The following is a 15,647-nucleotide window of genomic DNA, read 5'->3' on the forward strand; positions in this document are numbered from 1 at the left end:
TTCCTCACTCAAGTATACCAAGGGAGAGCAAAAAAGTCTAGATGAACTAGACTTTCTTAGTTTATTCTACTGTTACTGACTTGGCAAGGTTACGTGGTTTGTCCACATCAAGGCCACGGTGTAGCGTTGCGAAGTAAGCGACTAATTGCGTTGGCACGACCATTGAGATTGGTGAGAGGTAAGGGTGGACGGTCGTAAGGACGATGTCGTCTGTCTCTTTAGCAACATTTTCTTCTGCGATAGTGAGAACCTTGGCACCACGGGCTGCAACCTCTTGGATATTTCCACGAGTATGGTTGGCAAGGACTGGATCTGACAAGAGGGCCAAGACAGGTGTCCCCTCTTCAATCAAGGCAATGGTTCCATGCTTGAGTTCTCCTGCCGCAAAACCTTCACATTGGATGTAAGAAATCTCTTTGAGCTTAAGACTGGCTTCCATGGCTACATAGTAGTCTTGCCCACGTCCAATGTAAAAGGCGTTGCGAGTTGTTTCAAGAAGCTCACGAACTTTAGCATCAATGGTTTCTTTCTCAGAAAGAGTTGATTCGATAGACTGAGCTACGATAGACAACTCATGAACCAGGTCAAAGGCTTGGGCTTTGGCATTGCCATTTGCTTCTCCGACAGCTTTTGCAAGGAAGGCAAGGGCTGCGATTTGTGCTGTGTAGGCCTTGGTTGATGCCACGGCAATTTCAGGTCCTGCGTGAAGGAGCATGGTATGGTTGGCTTCACGTGAAAGGGTTGAACCTGGGACGTTGGTCACTGTCAAGCTAGGGATACCCATTTCATTAGCCTTGACCAAAACCTGACGGCTATCCGCTGTTTCACCAGACTGGCTGATAAAGATGAAGAGTGGTTTCTTGCTGAGAAGTGGCATACCGTAGCCCCACTCAGATGAAATTCCAAGTTCAACAGGTGTATCCGTCAATTCTTCCAGCATCTTCTTAGAAGCAAAGCCTGCGTGGTAAGATGTCCCAGCTGCAAGGATGTAAATGCGGTCTGCATCTTGAACAGCCTTGATGATAGCTGGGTCAACCACTACTTGACCTGCCTCATCTGTGTAGGCTTGGATGAGTTTACGCATCACCGTTGGTTGCTCATCGATTTCCTTGAGCATGTAGTAAGGATAAGTCCCCTTACCGATATCTGACAAGTCTAGCTCAGCAGTGTAGCTAGCACGCTCACGGCGATTACCATCATAGTCTTGAACTTCAACACTATCAGCCTTGACGATTACCAACTCTTGGTCATGAATTTCCATGTATTGGTTGGTTTCACGAATCATAGCCATGGCATCTGAACAGACCATGTTATAGCCTTCCCCAAGACCAATCAAAAGTGGAGATTTGTTCTTAGCGACATAGATGACATCTGGATTTTCAGAGTCAATCAAGGCAAAGGCATAAGAACCACGGATGATGTGAAGGGCTTTTTTGAAGGCTTCAAGAACTGAGAGACCATCCTCTTCCGCAAATTTTCCAATCAAGTGAACGGCGATTTCCGTATCTGTTTGCCCCTTGAAGTGGTGACCTGCAAGATATTCTTCCTTGATTTCAAGGTAGTTTTCAATCACTCCATTGTGGACCAAGACAAAACGTTCTGTCTCCGAGCGATGTGGGTGAGCGTTATCTTCCGTTGGTTTACCATGAGTCGCCCAACGCGTATGTCCGATACCAGTTGTTCCCTCAACGCCAGTAGTTTTAGCAGACAATTCTGAGATCTGGCCTACAGCCTTGACTAGGTGATTTTCAGCACCACCTAGGACAAAAATCCCCGCAGAATCATAGCCACGGTATTCGAGCTTTTCAAGCCCTTGAATCAAAATATCAGTTGCATTTGTGTTTCCAACAACACCAACAATTCCACACATAGTATATACGACACAGACCAGCTGTGCTTTCCCCTTAAATTGGTATAGTCTGATTTCCCTTTCACAGAATCAGCAAAGACAGTATATACTTGTTTTTCTCACTTGTCAAGGATAAAAATTGGTATAGCTTTTATAGGGTTCCTGAAATTGAGATTTCACTTAATAGCTGACAAGGCAGATGCTTTACTTATAATCGTAAGGGGAGGAGGTTGCCATGTGATTTTTCTTAGTACTTTCATCTTCTCTTCCCATCTTGTCTAATTTCCCCATGGGCGCCTCCTGGCTCTGCTATTACAAGGCTTTGAGGATTGGTAATAGGACTGAGATAGCTTGAGTCCATAAATTCCGTCTCCTCAGTCTTGTTTTAGGATTTTTTCTACGAGATATCCAGAGCACTAAAACAATCGGTGAGTGAATCCTGGTTACAATTGGAAGCTTGGTGATGATATTGTAATAAAAAGTGAGATGAAAACTATCTCACTCTTTTTATTCTTAAAATCCATTATTATCACTTAGTTCCTTGAACCAGTGGCCTGATTTTTTTAGACGACGTTCCTGTGTTTCCAAGTCAAGCTCAACCAGACCGTAGCGATTTTTATAGCTGTTGAGCCATGACCAGCAGTCGATAAAGGTCCAAATCAAGTAGCCCTTACAGTTAGCACCGTCTTCGATAGCACGGTGGAGTTCACGCAGATGCCCTTTGACAAAGTCAATACGATAGTCGTCCTGAATCATGCCATTCTCACGGAATTTATCTTCGCCTTCAACACCCATGCCGTTTTCGGTCAACATCCACTCGATATTGCCATAGTTTTCCTTGATATTTTGAGCGATATGGTAAATTCCTTGCTCATAAATTTCCCAACCACGGTGTGGATTAATTTTACGGCCTGGCATGACATAAGGCTCATAGAAATGTTCAGGCAAGAGCGGACTGTCTGGATGCTTGGCAAAACGTGGGGCCATGACGCGCAGAGGCTGGTAGTAGTTGACTCCAAGAAAGTCTACTGTATGCTGGCGAATAAGCTCCAACTCTTCAGCAGTAGAATCTGGCAGTAAATCATGCTCAGCTAAAATCTCCACCAATTCTTCTGGATAAGTTCCCAAGACAGATGGATCTAGGAAAGACTGCGCTTGAAAGAGATCCGCAATACGAGCGGCTTTCACATCTGCAGGATGTTGACTACGTGGGTAGGCCGGTGTCAAGTTGAGGACAATCCCAATCTTAGAACCTGGCAAAACCTCATGACAAGCCTTGACTGCAAGAGTGCTAGCCAGTTGCGTATGATAGGCTACCTGAACCGCCGCCTTGGCATCCACCTTATGAGGATAGTGGGCATCATAGAAATAGCCAAACTCAACAGGAACGATAGGTTCATTGAAGGTGATCCATTGGTCCACCAAGTCACCGTAAGTCTCAAAACAGAAACGCGCATAGTCTTCGTAAGCCTTAATGGTTGCCTTGTTTTCCCAACCATCCCCATCTTCCTGCAGGGCAAAAGGCAGGTCAAAGTGATAGAGATTGACTAAGAGACGAATGCCTTTGGCCTTAATGGCTTCAAAGACCTGACGGTAGAAAGCCACACCTTGAGGATTGACTTTTCCACGACCTTGCGGGAAAATACGTGACCACTGGATAGAAGTACGAAAGGCTGTATGACCTGTTTCTACAAGAAGCTCAATATCCTTTTCCCAGTTTTCGTAAAAAGTCGATGTTTTGTCAGGTCCAATTCCATTATAGTAACGATTTGGCTCTACTTGGAACCAATAATCCCAGAGATTGTCTCCCTTTCCGTCACCAGGTACACGACCTTCTGTCTGTGGTCCAGAAGTTGAGGAACCCCAGACAAAATCCTTTGGAAATTTTAGCATAGCACTACCTCTTTTTACGATTTTAATGTTTACTTTCTCTCATTATATAGAAAAAACAAGGTAAAAACTAGTTACATTTTTGCCTTGTTTTTCTTCTGATTATAGTTTTTATTTCTTGCTTAGAATTTCAAGGGTTTCGAGCAAGTTGTCTGCGTGAACTTCGATTGTGTCACCTGTTGCCTTGATCTTAACTTCTACGATACCATCAGCTGCTTTTTTTCCAACAGTGATACGGATTGGAAGACCAATCAAGTCGCTATCGCTGAATTTAACCCCGACACGTTCGTTACGGTCATCTGTCAAGACTTCGTAGCCAGCTTCCATCAAGTTGGCTTCCAATTTTTCTGTCAAGACTTGCGCTTCTTCATCTTTAACATTGACAGTAATCAGATGCACATCGAATGGCGCCAATTCTTTAGGGAAGTTAACTCCCCAAGCGTAACGGTATTCCCCTTTAGGCGTTTTGTTAACAAAGAGGCGAGCGTGTTGTTCCATAACTGCTGAGAGGAGACGACTAACACCGATACCATAACAGCCCATGATGATTGGGATCGCACGGCCGTTTTCGTCCAAAACATCTGCACCCATGCTTGCTGAGTAGCGAGTTCCGAGTTTGAAAATATGACCGATCTCAATACCACGCGCGAAGTTAAGAACGCCTTGTCCGTCTGGTGAAATTTCACCCTCACGAACTTCGCGGATATCCACGTATTCTGCAGTGAAATCACGACCTGGGTTCACACCCGTCAAGTGGTAACCATCTTCGTTAGCCCCCACAACAGCATTGCGAACATCTTGTACCTTACGGTCTGCAATGATTTTCACATTTTCTGGCAAAGCAACTGGTCCAAGCGAACCAAAGCCTGCTGGGACGGCACTTGCGACTTCTTCCTCGCTCGCAACGTCAAAGAAATCTGCACCCAAGTGGTTTTTCAACTTGACTTCGTTGAGTTGGTCATTTCCAACTAGAAGGGCTGCGACAAGCTCACCATCTGCCATGTAGAAGAGGGTTTTAATGGTTTGCTCTTCTGGAACGTTAAGGAAGGCTGCCACTTCATCGATGGATTTAACACCTGGTGTTTCCACGCGAGTCACTTCTTCTTCCGCAACGACACGGTTACTTGGTTTGTATTCGTTTGTTGCCATTTCCAAGTTAGCCGCATAGCCAGACTCACTTGAGTAGGCAATGGTGTCTTCACCAGAAACCATCCATTTGAGCAATTCTGCCTTGATTTCTTCTTGTACTTCTGCAGGAATTTCATCAAATGATGCAACTGACTTGTCCAAGACAACCCAGCGGTCAAGGTCTGTACGAGCAGGAGTGATGGCCATAAATTCTTGGCTGTCCTTACCACCCATGGCTCCGCCGTCACCGATGATAGCCTTGAAATCCAAACCACTACGAGTGAAAATTCGTTCGTAGGCCGCCTTGTACTCGTCATAAGTCACATCCAAACTATCGTAATTAGCATGGAAACTATAGCCGTCTTTCATGATAAATTCACGCGTACGGAGAAGACCGTTACGTGGACGTTTTTCATCACGGTACTTAGGCTGAATTTGGTAAAGGTTGAGTGGCAATTGCTTGTAAGATTTCACAGAGTCGCGAACAATAGCTGTAAAAGTTTCTTCGTGTGTCGGACCTAGGATAAAGTCTGACTTTTCACGGTTTTTCAGTTTATAAAGGTCTTCACCATAGGTTTCATAACGACCTGATTCACGCCAAAGATCGGCACTAAGAAGGGCAGGAGCCAACATCTCCACCGCACCAATCTTATCAAATTCTTGACGCATGATGTTCTTAGCTTTTTCGATTACACGGTTAGCAAGTGGCAGGTAAGAGTATACACCGGCAGAAACTTGACGAACATAACCAGCACGCAACATAAGGGCGTGGCTGATAACTTGAGCATCACTTGGCATTTCGCGAAGCGTAGGGATTAGCATTTTACTTTGTTTCATAATATTCCTCGATTATCTAAAAGAAGAGTCGCATAATGTCATTCCAGGTCACAGCTAGCATCAAGACAACCATGATAACTACACCAGCCATGGTGACATAGGTTTCAATTTCTTGTTTAAGGGGTTTCCGGCGGATAGCCTCTAGGATATTGAGCACAATCTTTCCACCATCCAAAGCCGGGATCGGAATCAAATTAAAAATTCCGATATTAATAGAAATCATGGCTAGGAAGTAGAGGACGTTCTCAATTCCATTTTTAGCAGCATCGCTACTTGCCTTAAAAATGGCAACGGGACCGCCGAGTTTGTTCAAATCTGGATGGAAAATCAAGTTTTTCAAAGCCGAAAGGATACGGAGTCCTGAGTCAGCGGCTGTCGTAAATCCACCAACAAACATGGATAGAAAGTCTGACTTGACTCCCGGTTGAACCCCAAGAATATAGCGTCCTTGATTTTCTTCTGGCGTTACCGTGACTTGTTTTTCGCTACCATTTTCAGAAATAGTCACATCCAAGGTCGGGGCAGTCTGATCCTTGGTATCTGCTTCCACAGCCTGAATCAAGTCCTGCCAATTCTTAACTTCGTGGGAGCCGACCTTGGTGATTTGAGCTGTCTCAGCTATGCCCACCTTAGCCAAAGCTCCCTCAGGCATGACATGAAAGAGATTGGTTTGAGTGTCTCTAACACCACCCTGCAAAAAGATCAGGATCCAAAAAACAACAACACCTAAGATAAAGTTATTCATAGGACCTGCAAAGTTGGTGATGAGCTTACCCCAGATAGAAGCATTTTGGTACTGTACATCCAGAGGGGCAATGCGTACTTCGGTTCCATCTGCCTCAACAACTGTTGCATCGTGATCCACTGCAAAGGTCTTTTCTTCTTCCAAGACCAAGCCCTTGATAAAGAGCTTGTCTTCAAAGTCAAACTGAGTTACCTGCATAGGGAGAGCTGTTTGATCCAGTTTCTTCCCAGATAGATTGATTCGTTTGACCTTACCATCTTCGGCAAGTGTTAAACTGACCGGAGTTCCTGTCTTGATCTCCGTCGCATCATCACCCCAACCAGCCATACGAACATACCCTCCTAAAGGAAGGATCCGAATGGTATAAGCAGTTCCGTCCTTACCGATATGGGCAAAAATCTTGGGGCCCATACCAATAGCAAACTCACGGACTAAAATGCCTGATTTCTTAGCAAAATAAAAATGTCCAAACTCATGCACCACCACGATAATCCCAAAAACGAGGATAAAGGTTAGCAATCCAATCATTCAATATTCCTTTCTTTAGAAGAGGCCAAACAAGTGCATGATAGGAAAGACAACTAGCATACTGTCAAAACGATCCAACACACCACCATGACCCGGGATAAATTTCCCTGAATCCTTGACACCAAAATGGCGTTTCATAGCACTCTCAATCAAGTCACCAAACTGACCTGCCACACTGAAGAAGACGGCAAAGAGGCTCATTCTATAAATTCCATAAGGGAGAGCAACTGTACTGTCTACAAGCATGAAGATTGCTGTTACCAGTACCGCACCTAGAATACCTCCGATAAAGCCCTCAATGCTCTTATTGGGAGAAACTCTCGGAGCCAACTTATGCTTACCAAAATTCATCCCTATCAGGTAAGCTGCGCTATCTGTCGCCCAGACGATAAAGAGAGCCAGAAGTACCTTGTCAAAACCTGCCACCCGAGCATCTAGTAAGGCATTGAAGCCAAAACCAACATAAAAGCTCACAGCAATTGGAAAAGCGGCATCTTCAATCGTATAGCTTTTACTGAAAACAGTAGTCCCTAGCATAATCGTAATTAAAACGCTGTAGGCAACCACATTCCCATCAACTGGCAAAAAAGTTAGATAATTTTCTAAGGGGATTGTGAGGGCAAAGGTCGCAAAGAGGGTCAAGGCGCCCTCGATGGTCATGGTCTTTAGCCCCTTCATGTGTAAGAGTTCATGAACAGCTAGCATGGCTAACAAACCAATGCCTATCTGTAACAAGAGTCCTCCCACAAACAAGACTGGAAGGAAAATGGCCAGGGCCAATACCGCAAACAATGTTCTCTTTTGTAAATCCTTGGTCATATCTTCTCCTAAACTCCTCCAAATCGGCGATTACGATGATTAAAGGCAACAATAGCTTCCTGCAGGGCGACTTCATCAAAATCAGGCCACAAGGTATCCGTAAAATAAAGCTCGCTATAGGCTGCTTGCCACGGCAAGAAATTACTTAAACGCAACTCACCACTCGTACGGATAATCAAATCTGGATCTCGCAAATCCCTTGGCAGGTGTTGCGTGAAAAGATAGTCCCCAATCATGTCTTCTGTGATGTCGCCAAGATTGATTTTGGCATCTAAAACTTCCTGAGCCAAGCTCTTAAGAGCCTGCGTGATTTCAGCACGACCACCATAATTAAGGGCAAAATTGAGAATCAAGCCCGTATTGTTCTTGGTCAACTCCTCTGCTTTTTTCAAAGCTTCAAAAGTCGGCTTAGGCAGACGGTCTGTTTCCCCAATCATCTGAATCTTAACATTATTTGCATGTAATTCGGGGACGTAGTTATCATAAAACTCGACTGGCAAGTTCATGATAAACTTGACTTCTTGATCTGGGCGCGTCCAATTTTCCGTTGAAAAGGCATAGACTGTGATAACCTTAACTCCCATCTTGTTAGCTGCCTTGGTTACCTTTTGGAGGGCTTCCATTCCCGCCTTATGACCAAAAACCCGTGGTTGCATCCGTTTTTTAGCCCAACGACCATTCCCATCCATGATGATGCCAATATGAGCAGGAACCTGTGTTAGAACCTCGACTTCTACAGCTTTATCTTTCTTAAAAAATCCAAACATGATCTTATTCCTATTCAAAAATCTATCGTTTCATTATACCATATTTCCCTATTTTCTTCTATTGGTAAGTTATTAGCTCTCCGTAAAGACAAAAAATAAGCCGCCTGATTGGGCGACTTAGTTTTATAGGGAGATTATTATGAAAAAGTTTTAGGAGTTTAAGTTAAGTTCCTCTTAACTTATGAACCTAGTATACCGTCCCTAACTTAAATTTTTCTTAAGTTTTTTGAGAAAGTCAGATTTTTCCATTTTTCTTGCCAATTTTTCTTGGACAAGCGTTCTTGATAGAGCTTCATTCGATCTTCATTCTCTAAAAAATGAGGAGTCGGAGAAACTTGAAAGTTCAAAATATCCTCTAAACCATAGGGGGCAAAGAGTTCTAAAGTGGAATCTTCATTCAAGTGAAGACCTGCCGCCGTGCAGCGCTCGGGATACTTACTCATAGCATCACGTGAACTCGTGTAGGGCGCAGTGTGAGGACTGTGCAGATGCATGTAGACCTGATTTTTCAACTCCCATTGATATTGGGGAAAATTCTCTTTCAGCTTGCGTTCTATACCCAACGTATCTTCGTAAGAGATAGCTGGATCAAAGAAAATCACATCCACATCTGTCTCACGGTCAAAAGGCGATTTGTCTGACAAGAGATTCCAGATGAAATTTCTGACAGAACCTGCTGCCAACCACGAGTCTTTCAGACCAAGGTCACGAATGATGGTCAGAATGGCCATCATATCTGGATCTTTTCTAAAAACCTCTAGAATATCTTGCTCATTTTTCACTGTATTCATAGCCCAAATGTTCGTAAGCCTTAGCTGTCGCAACCCGTCCTGAGCGAGTTCGCATGATAAAGCCTTTTTGGATGAGGTAGGGTTCGTACATATCTTCCACCGTCTCACGCTCCTCGGCGATATTTACAGAAAGAGTTCCTAGACCGACAGGACCCCCACCGTACATCTCAATCATGGTACGAAGGATTTTCTGGTCCACATAGTCCAACCCTTCACGGTCTACATCTAGCATGGTCAAGGCCTTATCCGTAATGACATCATCGATTAATCCATCCCCCATAATCTGCGCAAAATCGCGCACGCGCTTGAGGAGGCGATTAGCGATACGGGGAGTTCCTCGACTACGCAAGGCCAGCTCAGCAGCTGCCTCATGGGTGATTTCCATCTCAAAAATATCTGCCGTCCGCTCAACAATCTCTGTCAAGTCAGCGTGGGCATAGTATTCCATATGACCTGTAATCCCAAAACGTGCTCGCAGAGGATTTGAGAGCATACCCGCACGGGTCGTTGCACCAATCAAGGTAAAAGGTGGCAAGTCTAGATGAACACTGCGACTGCCTTCACCAGCCCCAATCATGATATCAATGTAGAAGTCCTCCATGGCACTATAAAGCACCTCTTCCACCGACATGGGCAAGCGATGAATCTCGTCGATAAAAAGGACATCTCCCGGCTCCAAATCATTTAAAATCGCTACCAGATCACCGGCTTTTTCGATAACGGGACCAGACGTTTGCTTGAGGTTGACTCCCAGTTCATTGGCAATGACAAAGGCCATGGTCGTTTTCCCAAGACCTGGAGGACCAAACAAAAGAACATGATCCAGCGCCTCATCCCGCATTTTTGCGGCTTCGATAAATATTTGTAGCTGATCCTTGACCTTGTCCTGACCGATATATTCACGTAAATATTGGGGACGGAGGGTACGTTCTACCAACTCCTCATCACCCATGATTTCATTATCTAAAATTCTACTCATGCTCCTATTATAGCAAAAATCCAGTCTACAAACAAAAAAGCCACCTGATTGGGTGACTTCTTTAGGGAGATTATTATGAAAAAGAAAAGTTTAGGATTTCATTAAATAAAGTTAGGAGGTCTTTATTTAATGATTATATAATACAAGATAAATCTTAAAGCTAACTTAATTTTTTCTCTGATTTATCATTTTTAAAAAAAATGTTCCCAAATGGAATTTTCTTTCTTAAGCAACAAAAAAGCCACCTGATTGGGTGGCTTCTTTAGGAGATTATGATGAAAAAGAAAAGTTTGGGATTTCATTAAATAAAGGGTACTCAATGAAAATCGAAATCAGACTAGCCAGATAGACGCAAGCATAACGATAGTTAGCTAAGTCGACTCTAACGAAGGTTGGTGAGATTTTCGAAGAGTATTAGGAGGTCTTTATCTAATAACTATATAATACACGAGGATACTTAAACTTTACTTAAGAGAAAATAATTATTTTTATTTTTTTTCGATCTAGCCAAATCATTCCTGTGCAATCATAAGTAGATAAGGTTTCAAAGCCCAAGGAACGATAAAATCCCAAGGTTTTCTCTGTTTGGTCTGTCACCAGTTGAACTTGATAGGCATCTTTGAAATCCCCTAAAGCCTCTTTCATCAAGCAACTACCAATTCCTTGGCGCTGATAGCTCGGCAAAACAATCAAATCCTGGACAAAAATCGATGAAAAACCATCTCCAACCAAACGAACCAAGCCAACAACAGCATCGCCATCAAGTGCCAGGTAAATTGCTAGTGAGTGAGACAAGGCCTTCTCCAGCATCTGGGGTTGATGTGTATAATTTGTCCATCCAACTGCCTGATAGAGATGCAAAACATCTTCTAACTTGACAACTTCTTGCTTTCTAACGCTAATCATGTCATCACCTCTTAGAGCTCTCTCAAACTCTTGTACTGCCGTCCATCTTTATCAAAGTTTTCAGGAGCCAGCCATGCTTCCAAACGAGCTTTAACTTGAGGCCAGTCCTTATCAATCATAGAGAGCCAATCCGTATCCCTCGTACGCCCCTTATAAACGACTGCCTGGCGGAAGGTTCCTTCATAGACAAAGCCCAAACGTTCCGCTGCTCGTCTTGATGGCAGATTTAGAGCATCACACTTCCACTCGTAGCGACGATAGTTAAGCTCCTCAAAAACATAGCGCGCCAAGAGATACTGGGCTTCTGTCCCTATTCGTGTTCCCCTTAGCTCTGGAGAAAAAATAACAGTCCCAACTTCAACTACACGATTATTTTGGTCGATGCGCATAAGCGAAAAGGTTCCCAAGACCTTACCCGTCTCCCTATCCAAGATAGCATAGAAAAAACGGTCCTTTCGAGCCAACATCTGATTTAAAAGGCTGACCAGTTCCTCCATATCTGCCACTGGTTCCTGAAAAAGGTAGGTCCATATCTCCCGAGGAGTATCTGGGCCATAAACAGCTAGTAAATCCTCTGCATGCTTTTCTACCGAGAGAGCCTCGATTCGAGCATAACGTCCTTCTAAAAAATCGATAGCAGGTAATTTACCAGACGTGTGACCGACTACAGACTCGCCAATCATCTGACCATATTCGTTTACTGACATCGCTTTCTCCTTATTTCGCTTTTCAAACTTTATAATTGCACATAGTATATCATACTTTCATGAAAACATTCAAAAAATCCTCCAGATTCTAAATCTGAAGGATTCTTTTCTTATCTAACAACGATATTGACAAGTTTAGTTGGATCAAACAATTTGGGGAACTGTTTGAGGTGGCAAATGAGCAAATAAATTGGTTATTTCACCACAATATTCACAAGCTTATTAGGTACCGCAATCACCTTGACGATTTCCTTGCCATCAATTTCTGCTTTGACTTTTTCGTCAGCCAGAGCCACTGCTTGCAATTCTTCGCGTGACAGGTCTTTAGCGACCATGAGTTTGGCACGAACTTTACCTTTGATTTGGACAACGATTTCGATTTCGTCTTCAACCAATTTACTTTCGTCCCAAGTTGGCCAAGCTACATAAGAGATTGACTCACCTGTTGCTGTCACTGTTTGCCAGAGTTCTTCTGCCAAGTGAGGGGCAAATGGGGCGATCAATTGGATAAAGCCTTTGGCATAGTCCACATAGAGTTTGTCTTCCTTGTTAGCAGCGTTGACAAAGACCATAAGTTGGGCAATGGCTGTGTTGAATTTCATAGACTCGATTTGCTCAGTAACAGATTTAACGGTTTCATTGTAGACCTTGTCAAGAGCGCCATTATTTTCCGCAACGATTTCTTTACTTGCAATCAAACGATAAACACGGTCGAGGAACTTACGGCTTCCTTCCAGACCTTCTTCTGACCAAGCGATCGAAGCATCGAGTGGCCCCATAAACATTTCATAGACACGAAGGGTATCGGCACCGTATTGTTCCACCACTTCGTCTGGGTTGACCACGTTTTTGAGGGATTTAGACATCTTAGCTGGCGCTTGCTCCAACTCTTCTCCTGTTTCCACATGGAAGAAAGATCCGTCACGTTTTTCAACCTTATCAGTCGCTACAAGAGCTCCACGGTGGTCACGGTAGCTTGTTCCCAAAATCATTCCTTGGTTAAAGAGTTTTTGGAATGGTTCCTTAGTCGGAACAACACCGAGGTCATAGAGGAATTTATGCCAGAAACGAGCGTAGAGCAAGTGAAGAACAGCATGTTCTGCACCACCCACGTAGATATCTACTGGCAACCATTGTTTGAGAAGGTCCTCATCAGCCAATTTCTCAGTATTGTGTGGGTCAATATAACGGAGGTAGTACCAGCTTGAACCAGCCCATTGTGGCATGGTGTTGGTCTCACGACGACCTTTGACGCCATCTTCACGAGTCACTTCCAGCCAGTCTGTCAAGTTAGCCAATGGGCTTTCACCAGTACCTGAAGGGCGGATGTCCTTGGTGACTGGCAAGACAAGTGGCAATTCATTTTCTGGAACAGCCGTTGAAGTCCCATCTTCCCAATGAATAATTGGAATTGGTTCACCCCAGTAGCGTTGACGACTAAAGAGCCAGTCGCGGAGACGGTAAGTAACCTTCTCTTGTCCACAACCTTTTTCTTCCAGCCAAGCGACAATCTTGGCAATAGCGTCTTCTTTGTTCAGTCCATCTAGGAAATCAGAGTTGACGTGAAGACCATCTTCAGTATAAGCAGCTTCTGCTACATTTCCACCTTCAAGCACTTCTACGATTGGAAGACCAAACTGTTTGGCAAATTCCCAGTCACGTTGGTCATGGGCTGGCACAGCCATGACAGCACCTGTTCCATAGCTAGCAAGAACATAGTCCGCAATCCAGATCGGAATTTCCTTGCCATTGACAGGGTTGATGGCATAAGCACCGGTCCAAACACCAGTTTTTTCCTTGGCAAGGTCGGTACGAGCCAAGTCTGATTTCAGGCTGGCTTGGTGTTTGTAGTCTGCTACGGCTTCAGCTTGTTCTGGACTGACGATAGCATCTACCAAATCATGCTCAGGTGCAAGAACGGTAAAGGTCGCACCAAAGAGGGTATCTGGACGTGTCGTAAAGACAGTGAATTCCTTGTCTGTTCCTTTTACTTTAAAGGTTACATTGGCACCAGTTGATTTCCCAATCCAGTTGCGTTGCATATCCTTGATAGACTCTGGCCAGTCTAGCTCATCCAAATCATTGAGCAAGCGCTCTGCATAGGCAGTGATTTTGAGCATCCATTGGCGCATTGGTTTGCGGACAACTGGATAGCCCCCACGCTCAGAAGTTCCGTCAGGAAGGACTTCTTCATTGGCAATGGCCGTTCCCAATTCTTCGACCCAGTTTACTGGTACTTCAGCTTCATAAGCCAAACCTTTTTCGTAAAGCTTGGTGAAGATCCACTGCGTCCACTTGTAGTAGTTTGGATCTGTTGTGTTGACTTCACGATCCCAGTCGTAAGAGAAGCCAAGCGCATTGATTTGGCGTTTGAAGTTAGCAATATTTTCCGCTGTAAATTCTGCCGGGTCATTTCCCGTATCCATGGCGTATTGCTCTGCAGGCAATCCAAAGGCATCCCAACCCATTGGGTGAAGGACATTGTAGCCTTGCGCACGTTTGTAACGGCTGAGAATATCCGTTGCTGTGTAACCTTCTGGGTGTCCTACGTGCAATCCAGCTCCTGAAGGATATGGGAACATGTCGAGAGCATAAAACTTCGGTTTTGATGCATCTGTTCCTGTCTTAAATGTATGATGTTGGGCCCAATAGCCTTGCCACTTGGGCTCAATTTCCTTATGATTGTAAAAACTCATGGTCTCTCTCCAATTTTGTGATGTTACTATTATACCATTTTTGAGGGAATTTGAAAGACGAGAAAGAATCTTTTCCCCTCCATTGTCAAGAAAGATTGGCTCTGAAAACACTCTTGCTAAGCTGAATAAAAAATAGCCCCTATACGGAGCTATCTTGATCAATGCTTATTCTCTTCCATCTTCTCACGCCCTAGTTCTCGGTAACTACGGTCTCCAACAACTTCTACGCTAAACTGGCCGTTCTCGTATTCTAGAATGGTCACACTACCATTATCTAGACCATGCGGATGCATGCCATTGATGAGATAAACCATCGTACCAATGGTCATCCCGTGGCTTACGACGAGAGCATTCCCGCCACCGTGTTCTTCCATTTCTTTGGCAATCGTTTCAAAACCTTCTCTGATACGACCACTGAGTTTTTCCCAACCTTCAGCCCAACCAGCAGTATCAACTTCTACCAAGCCTTCAGCTAGCTCTGCATAGGATAACTGATGAACATGATCCACCTTGAAAACACGAGGAATGACCCCCATAAAGAGGTCTCCATCATAGGCCCCATCAAAACTACCAAAGCACCACTCACGGATTCGCTTATCCATACGGTAAGGGATTTTCCCTTGTAAGCCCAGTTCTTCTAGGACGATTCCCATAGTTTGAATAGTACGCCCTGAATCACTAGAATAAGCCCGGTCAAACTGCAAACCAGACTCTCTCAAGCCAATTCCTAGTTCATGGATTCCCAACTCACCTTCTGCGGTTAGAGGCGTATCACTCCATCCTTGAGCACGTCCAATCGTGTTAAACATGGTTTTTCCATGACGGACCAAGTATAATCTTACTTTAGACATTTTCTATCCTCCATTTTCTTCTATTATATCATGGATCAAAGAAATATTCGGCTTTCAAAATCAAAGCCAACATTTGTAAATTATCCAAAAGAAAAGCTACCCTCATGGTAGCTTCCCTAGGAGATTATTATGAAAAAGTTTAGGATTTCTATTA

Annotated in this window: 12 protein-coding genes; all 12 read right to left on the reverse strand. The window is 44.0% G+C overall.

The window, feature by feature from the left end:
- Positions 1 to 61: 61 nt before the first annotated feature.
- Entirely contained in the window at positions 62 to 1,870 is a 1,809-nt protein-coding gene (gene glmS, locus MK409_RS05755) for a glutamine--fructose-6-phosphate transaminase (isomerizing) (RefSeq protein WP_268705646.1), read from the reverse strand.
- A gap of 492 nt (positions 1,871 to 2,362) precedes the next feature.
- On the reverse strand, positions 2,363 to 3,742 hold the full coding sequence (locus MK409_RS05760) for a glycoside hydrolase family 1 protein (protein ID WP_268705647.1): 1,380 nt from the start codon (positions 3,740 to 3,742) through the stop codon (positions 2,363 to 2,365).
- A gap of 108 nt (positions 3,743 to 3,850) precedes the next feature.
- Positions 3,851 to 5,704, reverse strand: coding sequence for a proline--tRNA ligase (locus tag MK409_RS05765; protein ID WP_268705648.1), 1,854 nt, complete (start codon positions 5,702 to 5,704; stop codon positions 3,851 to 3,853).
- Positions 5,705 to 5,720: 16 nt separating this feature from the next.
- Positions 5,721 to 6,977 carry an RIP metalloprotease RseP gene (rseP, locus tag MK409_RS05770; RefSeq protein WP_268705649.1) on the reverse strand — a complete coding sequence of 419 codons (1,257 nt, stop codon included), beginning with the start codon at positions 6,975 to 6,977 and terminating at the stop codon, positions 5,721 to 5,723.
- 15 nt (positions 6,978 to 6,992) lie between these two features.
- Positions 6,993 to 7,796, reverse strand: a complete 804-nt coding sequence (locus tag MK409_RS05775) for a phosphatidate cytidylyltransferase (RefSeq protein WP_049538514.1) — start codon at positions 7,794 to 7,796, stop codon at positions 6,993 to 6,995.
- Between the two features lie 8 nt (positions 7,797 to 7,804).
- Positions 7,805 to 8,563, reverse strand: coding sequence for an isoprenyl transferase (locus tag MK409_RS05780; RefSeq protein ID WP_268705650.1), 759 nt, complete (start codon positions 8,561 to 8,563; stop codon positions 7,805 to 7,807).
- A gap of 206 nt (positions 8,564 to 8,769) precedes the next feature.
- Positions 8,770 to 9,354 (reverse strand): nucleotidyltransferase family protein, encoded by a 585-nt coding sequence (locus tag MK409_RS05785; RefSeq protein WP_268705651.1) that lies wholly within the window; start codon positions 9,352 to 9,354, stop codon positions 8,770 to 8,772.
- Complete coding sequence (ruvB, locus tag MK409_RS05790; RefSeq protein ID WP_000086801.1) at positions 9,335 to 10,333, reverse strand: Holliday junction branch migration DNA helicase RuvB; 999 nt, start codon at positions 10,331 to 10,333, stop codon at positions 9,335 to 9,337. Before ruvB ends, MK409_RS05785 begins: the two co-directional genes overlap by 20 nt.
- 468 nt (positions 10,334 to 10,801) lie before the next feature.
- Positions 10,802 to 11,239 (reverse strand): GNAT family N-acetyltransferase, encoded by a 438-nt coding sequence (locus tag MK409_RS05795; protein WP_268705652.1) that lies wholly within the window; start codon positions 11,237 to 11,239, stop codon positions 10,802 to 10,804.
- A gap of 11 nt (positions 11,240 to 11,250) precedes the next feature.
- Positions 11,251 to 11,946 carry a GNAT family N-acetyltransferase gene (locus MK409_RS05800; RefSeq protein WP_268705653.1) on the reverse strand — a complete coding sequence of 232 codons (696 nt, stop codon included), beginning with the start codon at positions 11,944 to 11,946 and terminating at the stop codon, positions 11,251 to 11,253.
- Positions 11,947 to 12,140: 194 nt separating this feature from the next.
- Positions 12,141 to 14,642, reverse strand: coding sequence for a leucine--tRNA ligase (leuS, locus tag MK409_RS05805; protein WP_268705654.1), 2,502 nt, complete (start codon positions 14,640 to 14,642; stop codon positions 12,141 to 12,143).
- A 158-nt stretch (positions 14,643 to 14,800) separates the two neighbouring features.
- Positions 14,801 to 15,493: a histidine phosphatase family protein gene (locus tag MK409_RS05810; RefSeq protein WP_268705655.1), complete on the reverse strand. Its 693-nt coding sequence runs from the start codon at positions 15,491 to 15,493 to the stop codon at positions 14,801 to 14,803.
- Positions 15,494 to 15,647 lie beyond the last annotated feature (154 nt).

The organism is Streptococcus oralis (assembly GCF_026782375.1).
Classification (GTDB): domain Bacteria; phylum Bacillota; class Bacilli; order Lactobacillales; family Streptococcaceae; genus Streptococcus; species Streptococcus oralis_CL.

What these genes read in the sequence shown, in the direction of transcription:
- MK409_RS05780 (WP_268705650.1), bottom strand. Translation starts at nt 8,563, where the DNA reads ATGTTTGGATTTTTTAAGAAAGATAAAGCTGTAGAAGTCGAGGTTCTA.
- MK409_RS05810 (WP_268705655.1), bottom strand. Translation starts at nt 15,493, where the DNA reads ATGTCTAAAGTAAGATTATACTTGGTCCGTCATGGAAAAACCATGTTT.
- MK409_RS05765 (WP_268705648.1), bottom strand. Translation starts at nt 5,704, where the DNA reads ATGAAACAAAGTAAAATGCTAATCCCTACGCTTCGCGAAATGCCAAGT.
- ruvB (WP_000086801.1), bottom strand. Translation starts at nt 10,333, where the DNA reads ATGAGTAGAATTTTAGATAATGAAATCATGGGTGATGAGGAGTTGGTA.
- leuS (WP_268705654.1), bottom strand. Translation starts at nt 14,642, where the DNA reads ATGAGTTTTTACAATCATAAGGAAATTGAGCCCAAGTGGCAAGGCTAT.
- MK409_RS05800 (WP_268705653.1), bottom strand. Translation starts at nt 11,946, where the DNA reads ATGTCAGTAAACGAATATGGTCAGATGATTGGCGAGTCTGTAGTCGGT.
- MK409_RS05785 (WP_268705651.1), bottom strand. Translation starts at nt 9,354, where the DNA reads ATGAATACAGTGAAAAATGAGCAAGATATTCTAGAGGTTTTTAGAAAA.
- MK409_RS05775 (WP_049538514.1), bottom strand. Translation starts at nt 7,796, where the DNA reads ATGACCAAGGATTTACAAAAGAGAACATTGTTTGCGGTATTGGCCCTG.
- MK409_RS05795 (WP_268705652.1), bottom strand. Translation starts at nt 11,239, where the DNA reads ATGATTAGCGTTAGAAAGCAAGAAGTTGTCAAGTTAGAAGATGTTTTG.
- glmS (WP_268705646.1), bottom strand. Translation starts at nt 1,870, where the DNA reads ATGTGTGGAATTGTTGGTGTTGTTGGAAACACAAATGCAACTGATATT.
- rseP (WP_268705649.1), bottom strand. Translation starts at nt 6,977, where the DNA reads ATGATTGGATTGCTAACCTTTATCCTCGTTTTTGGGATTATCGTGGTG.
- MK409_RS05760 (WP_268705647.1), bottom strand. Translation starts at nt 3,742, where the DNA reads ATGCTAAAATTTCCAAAGGATTTTGTCTGGGGTTCCTCAACTTCTGGA.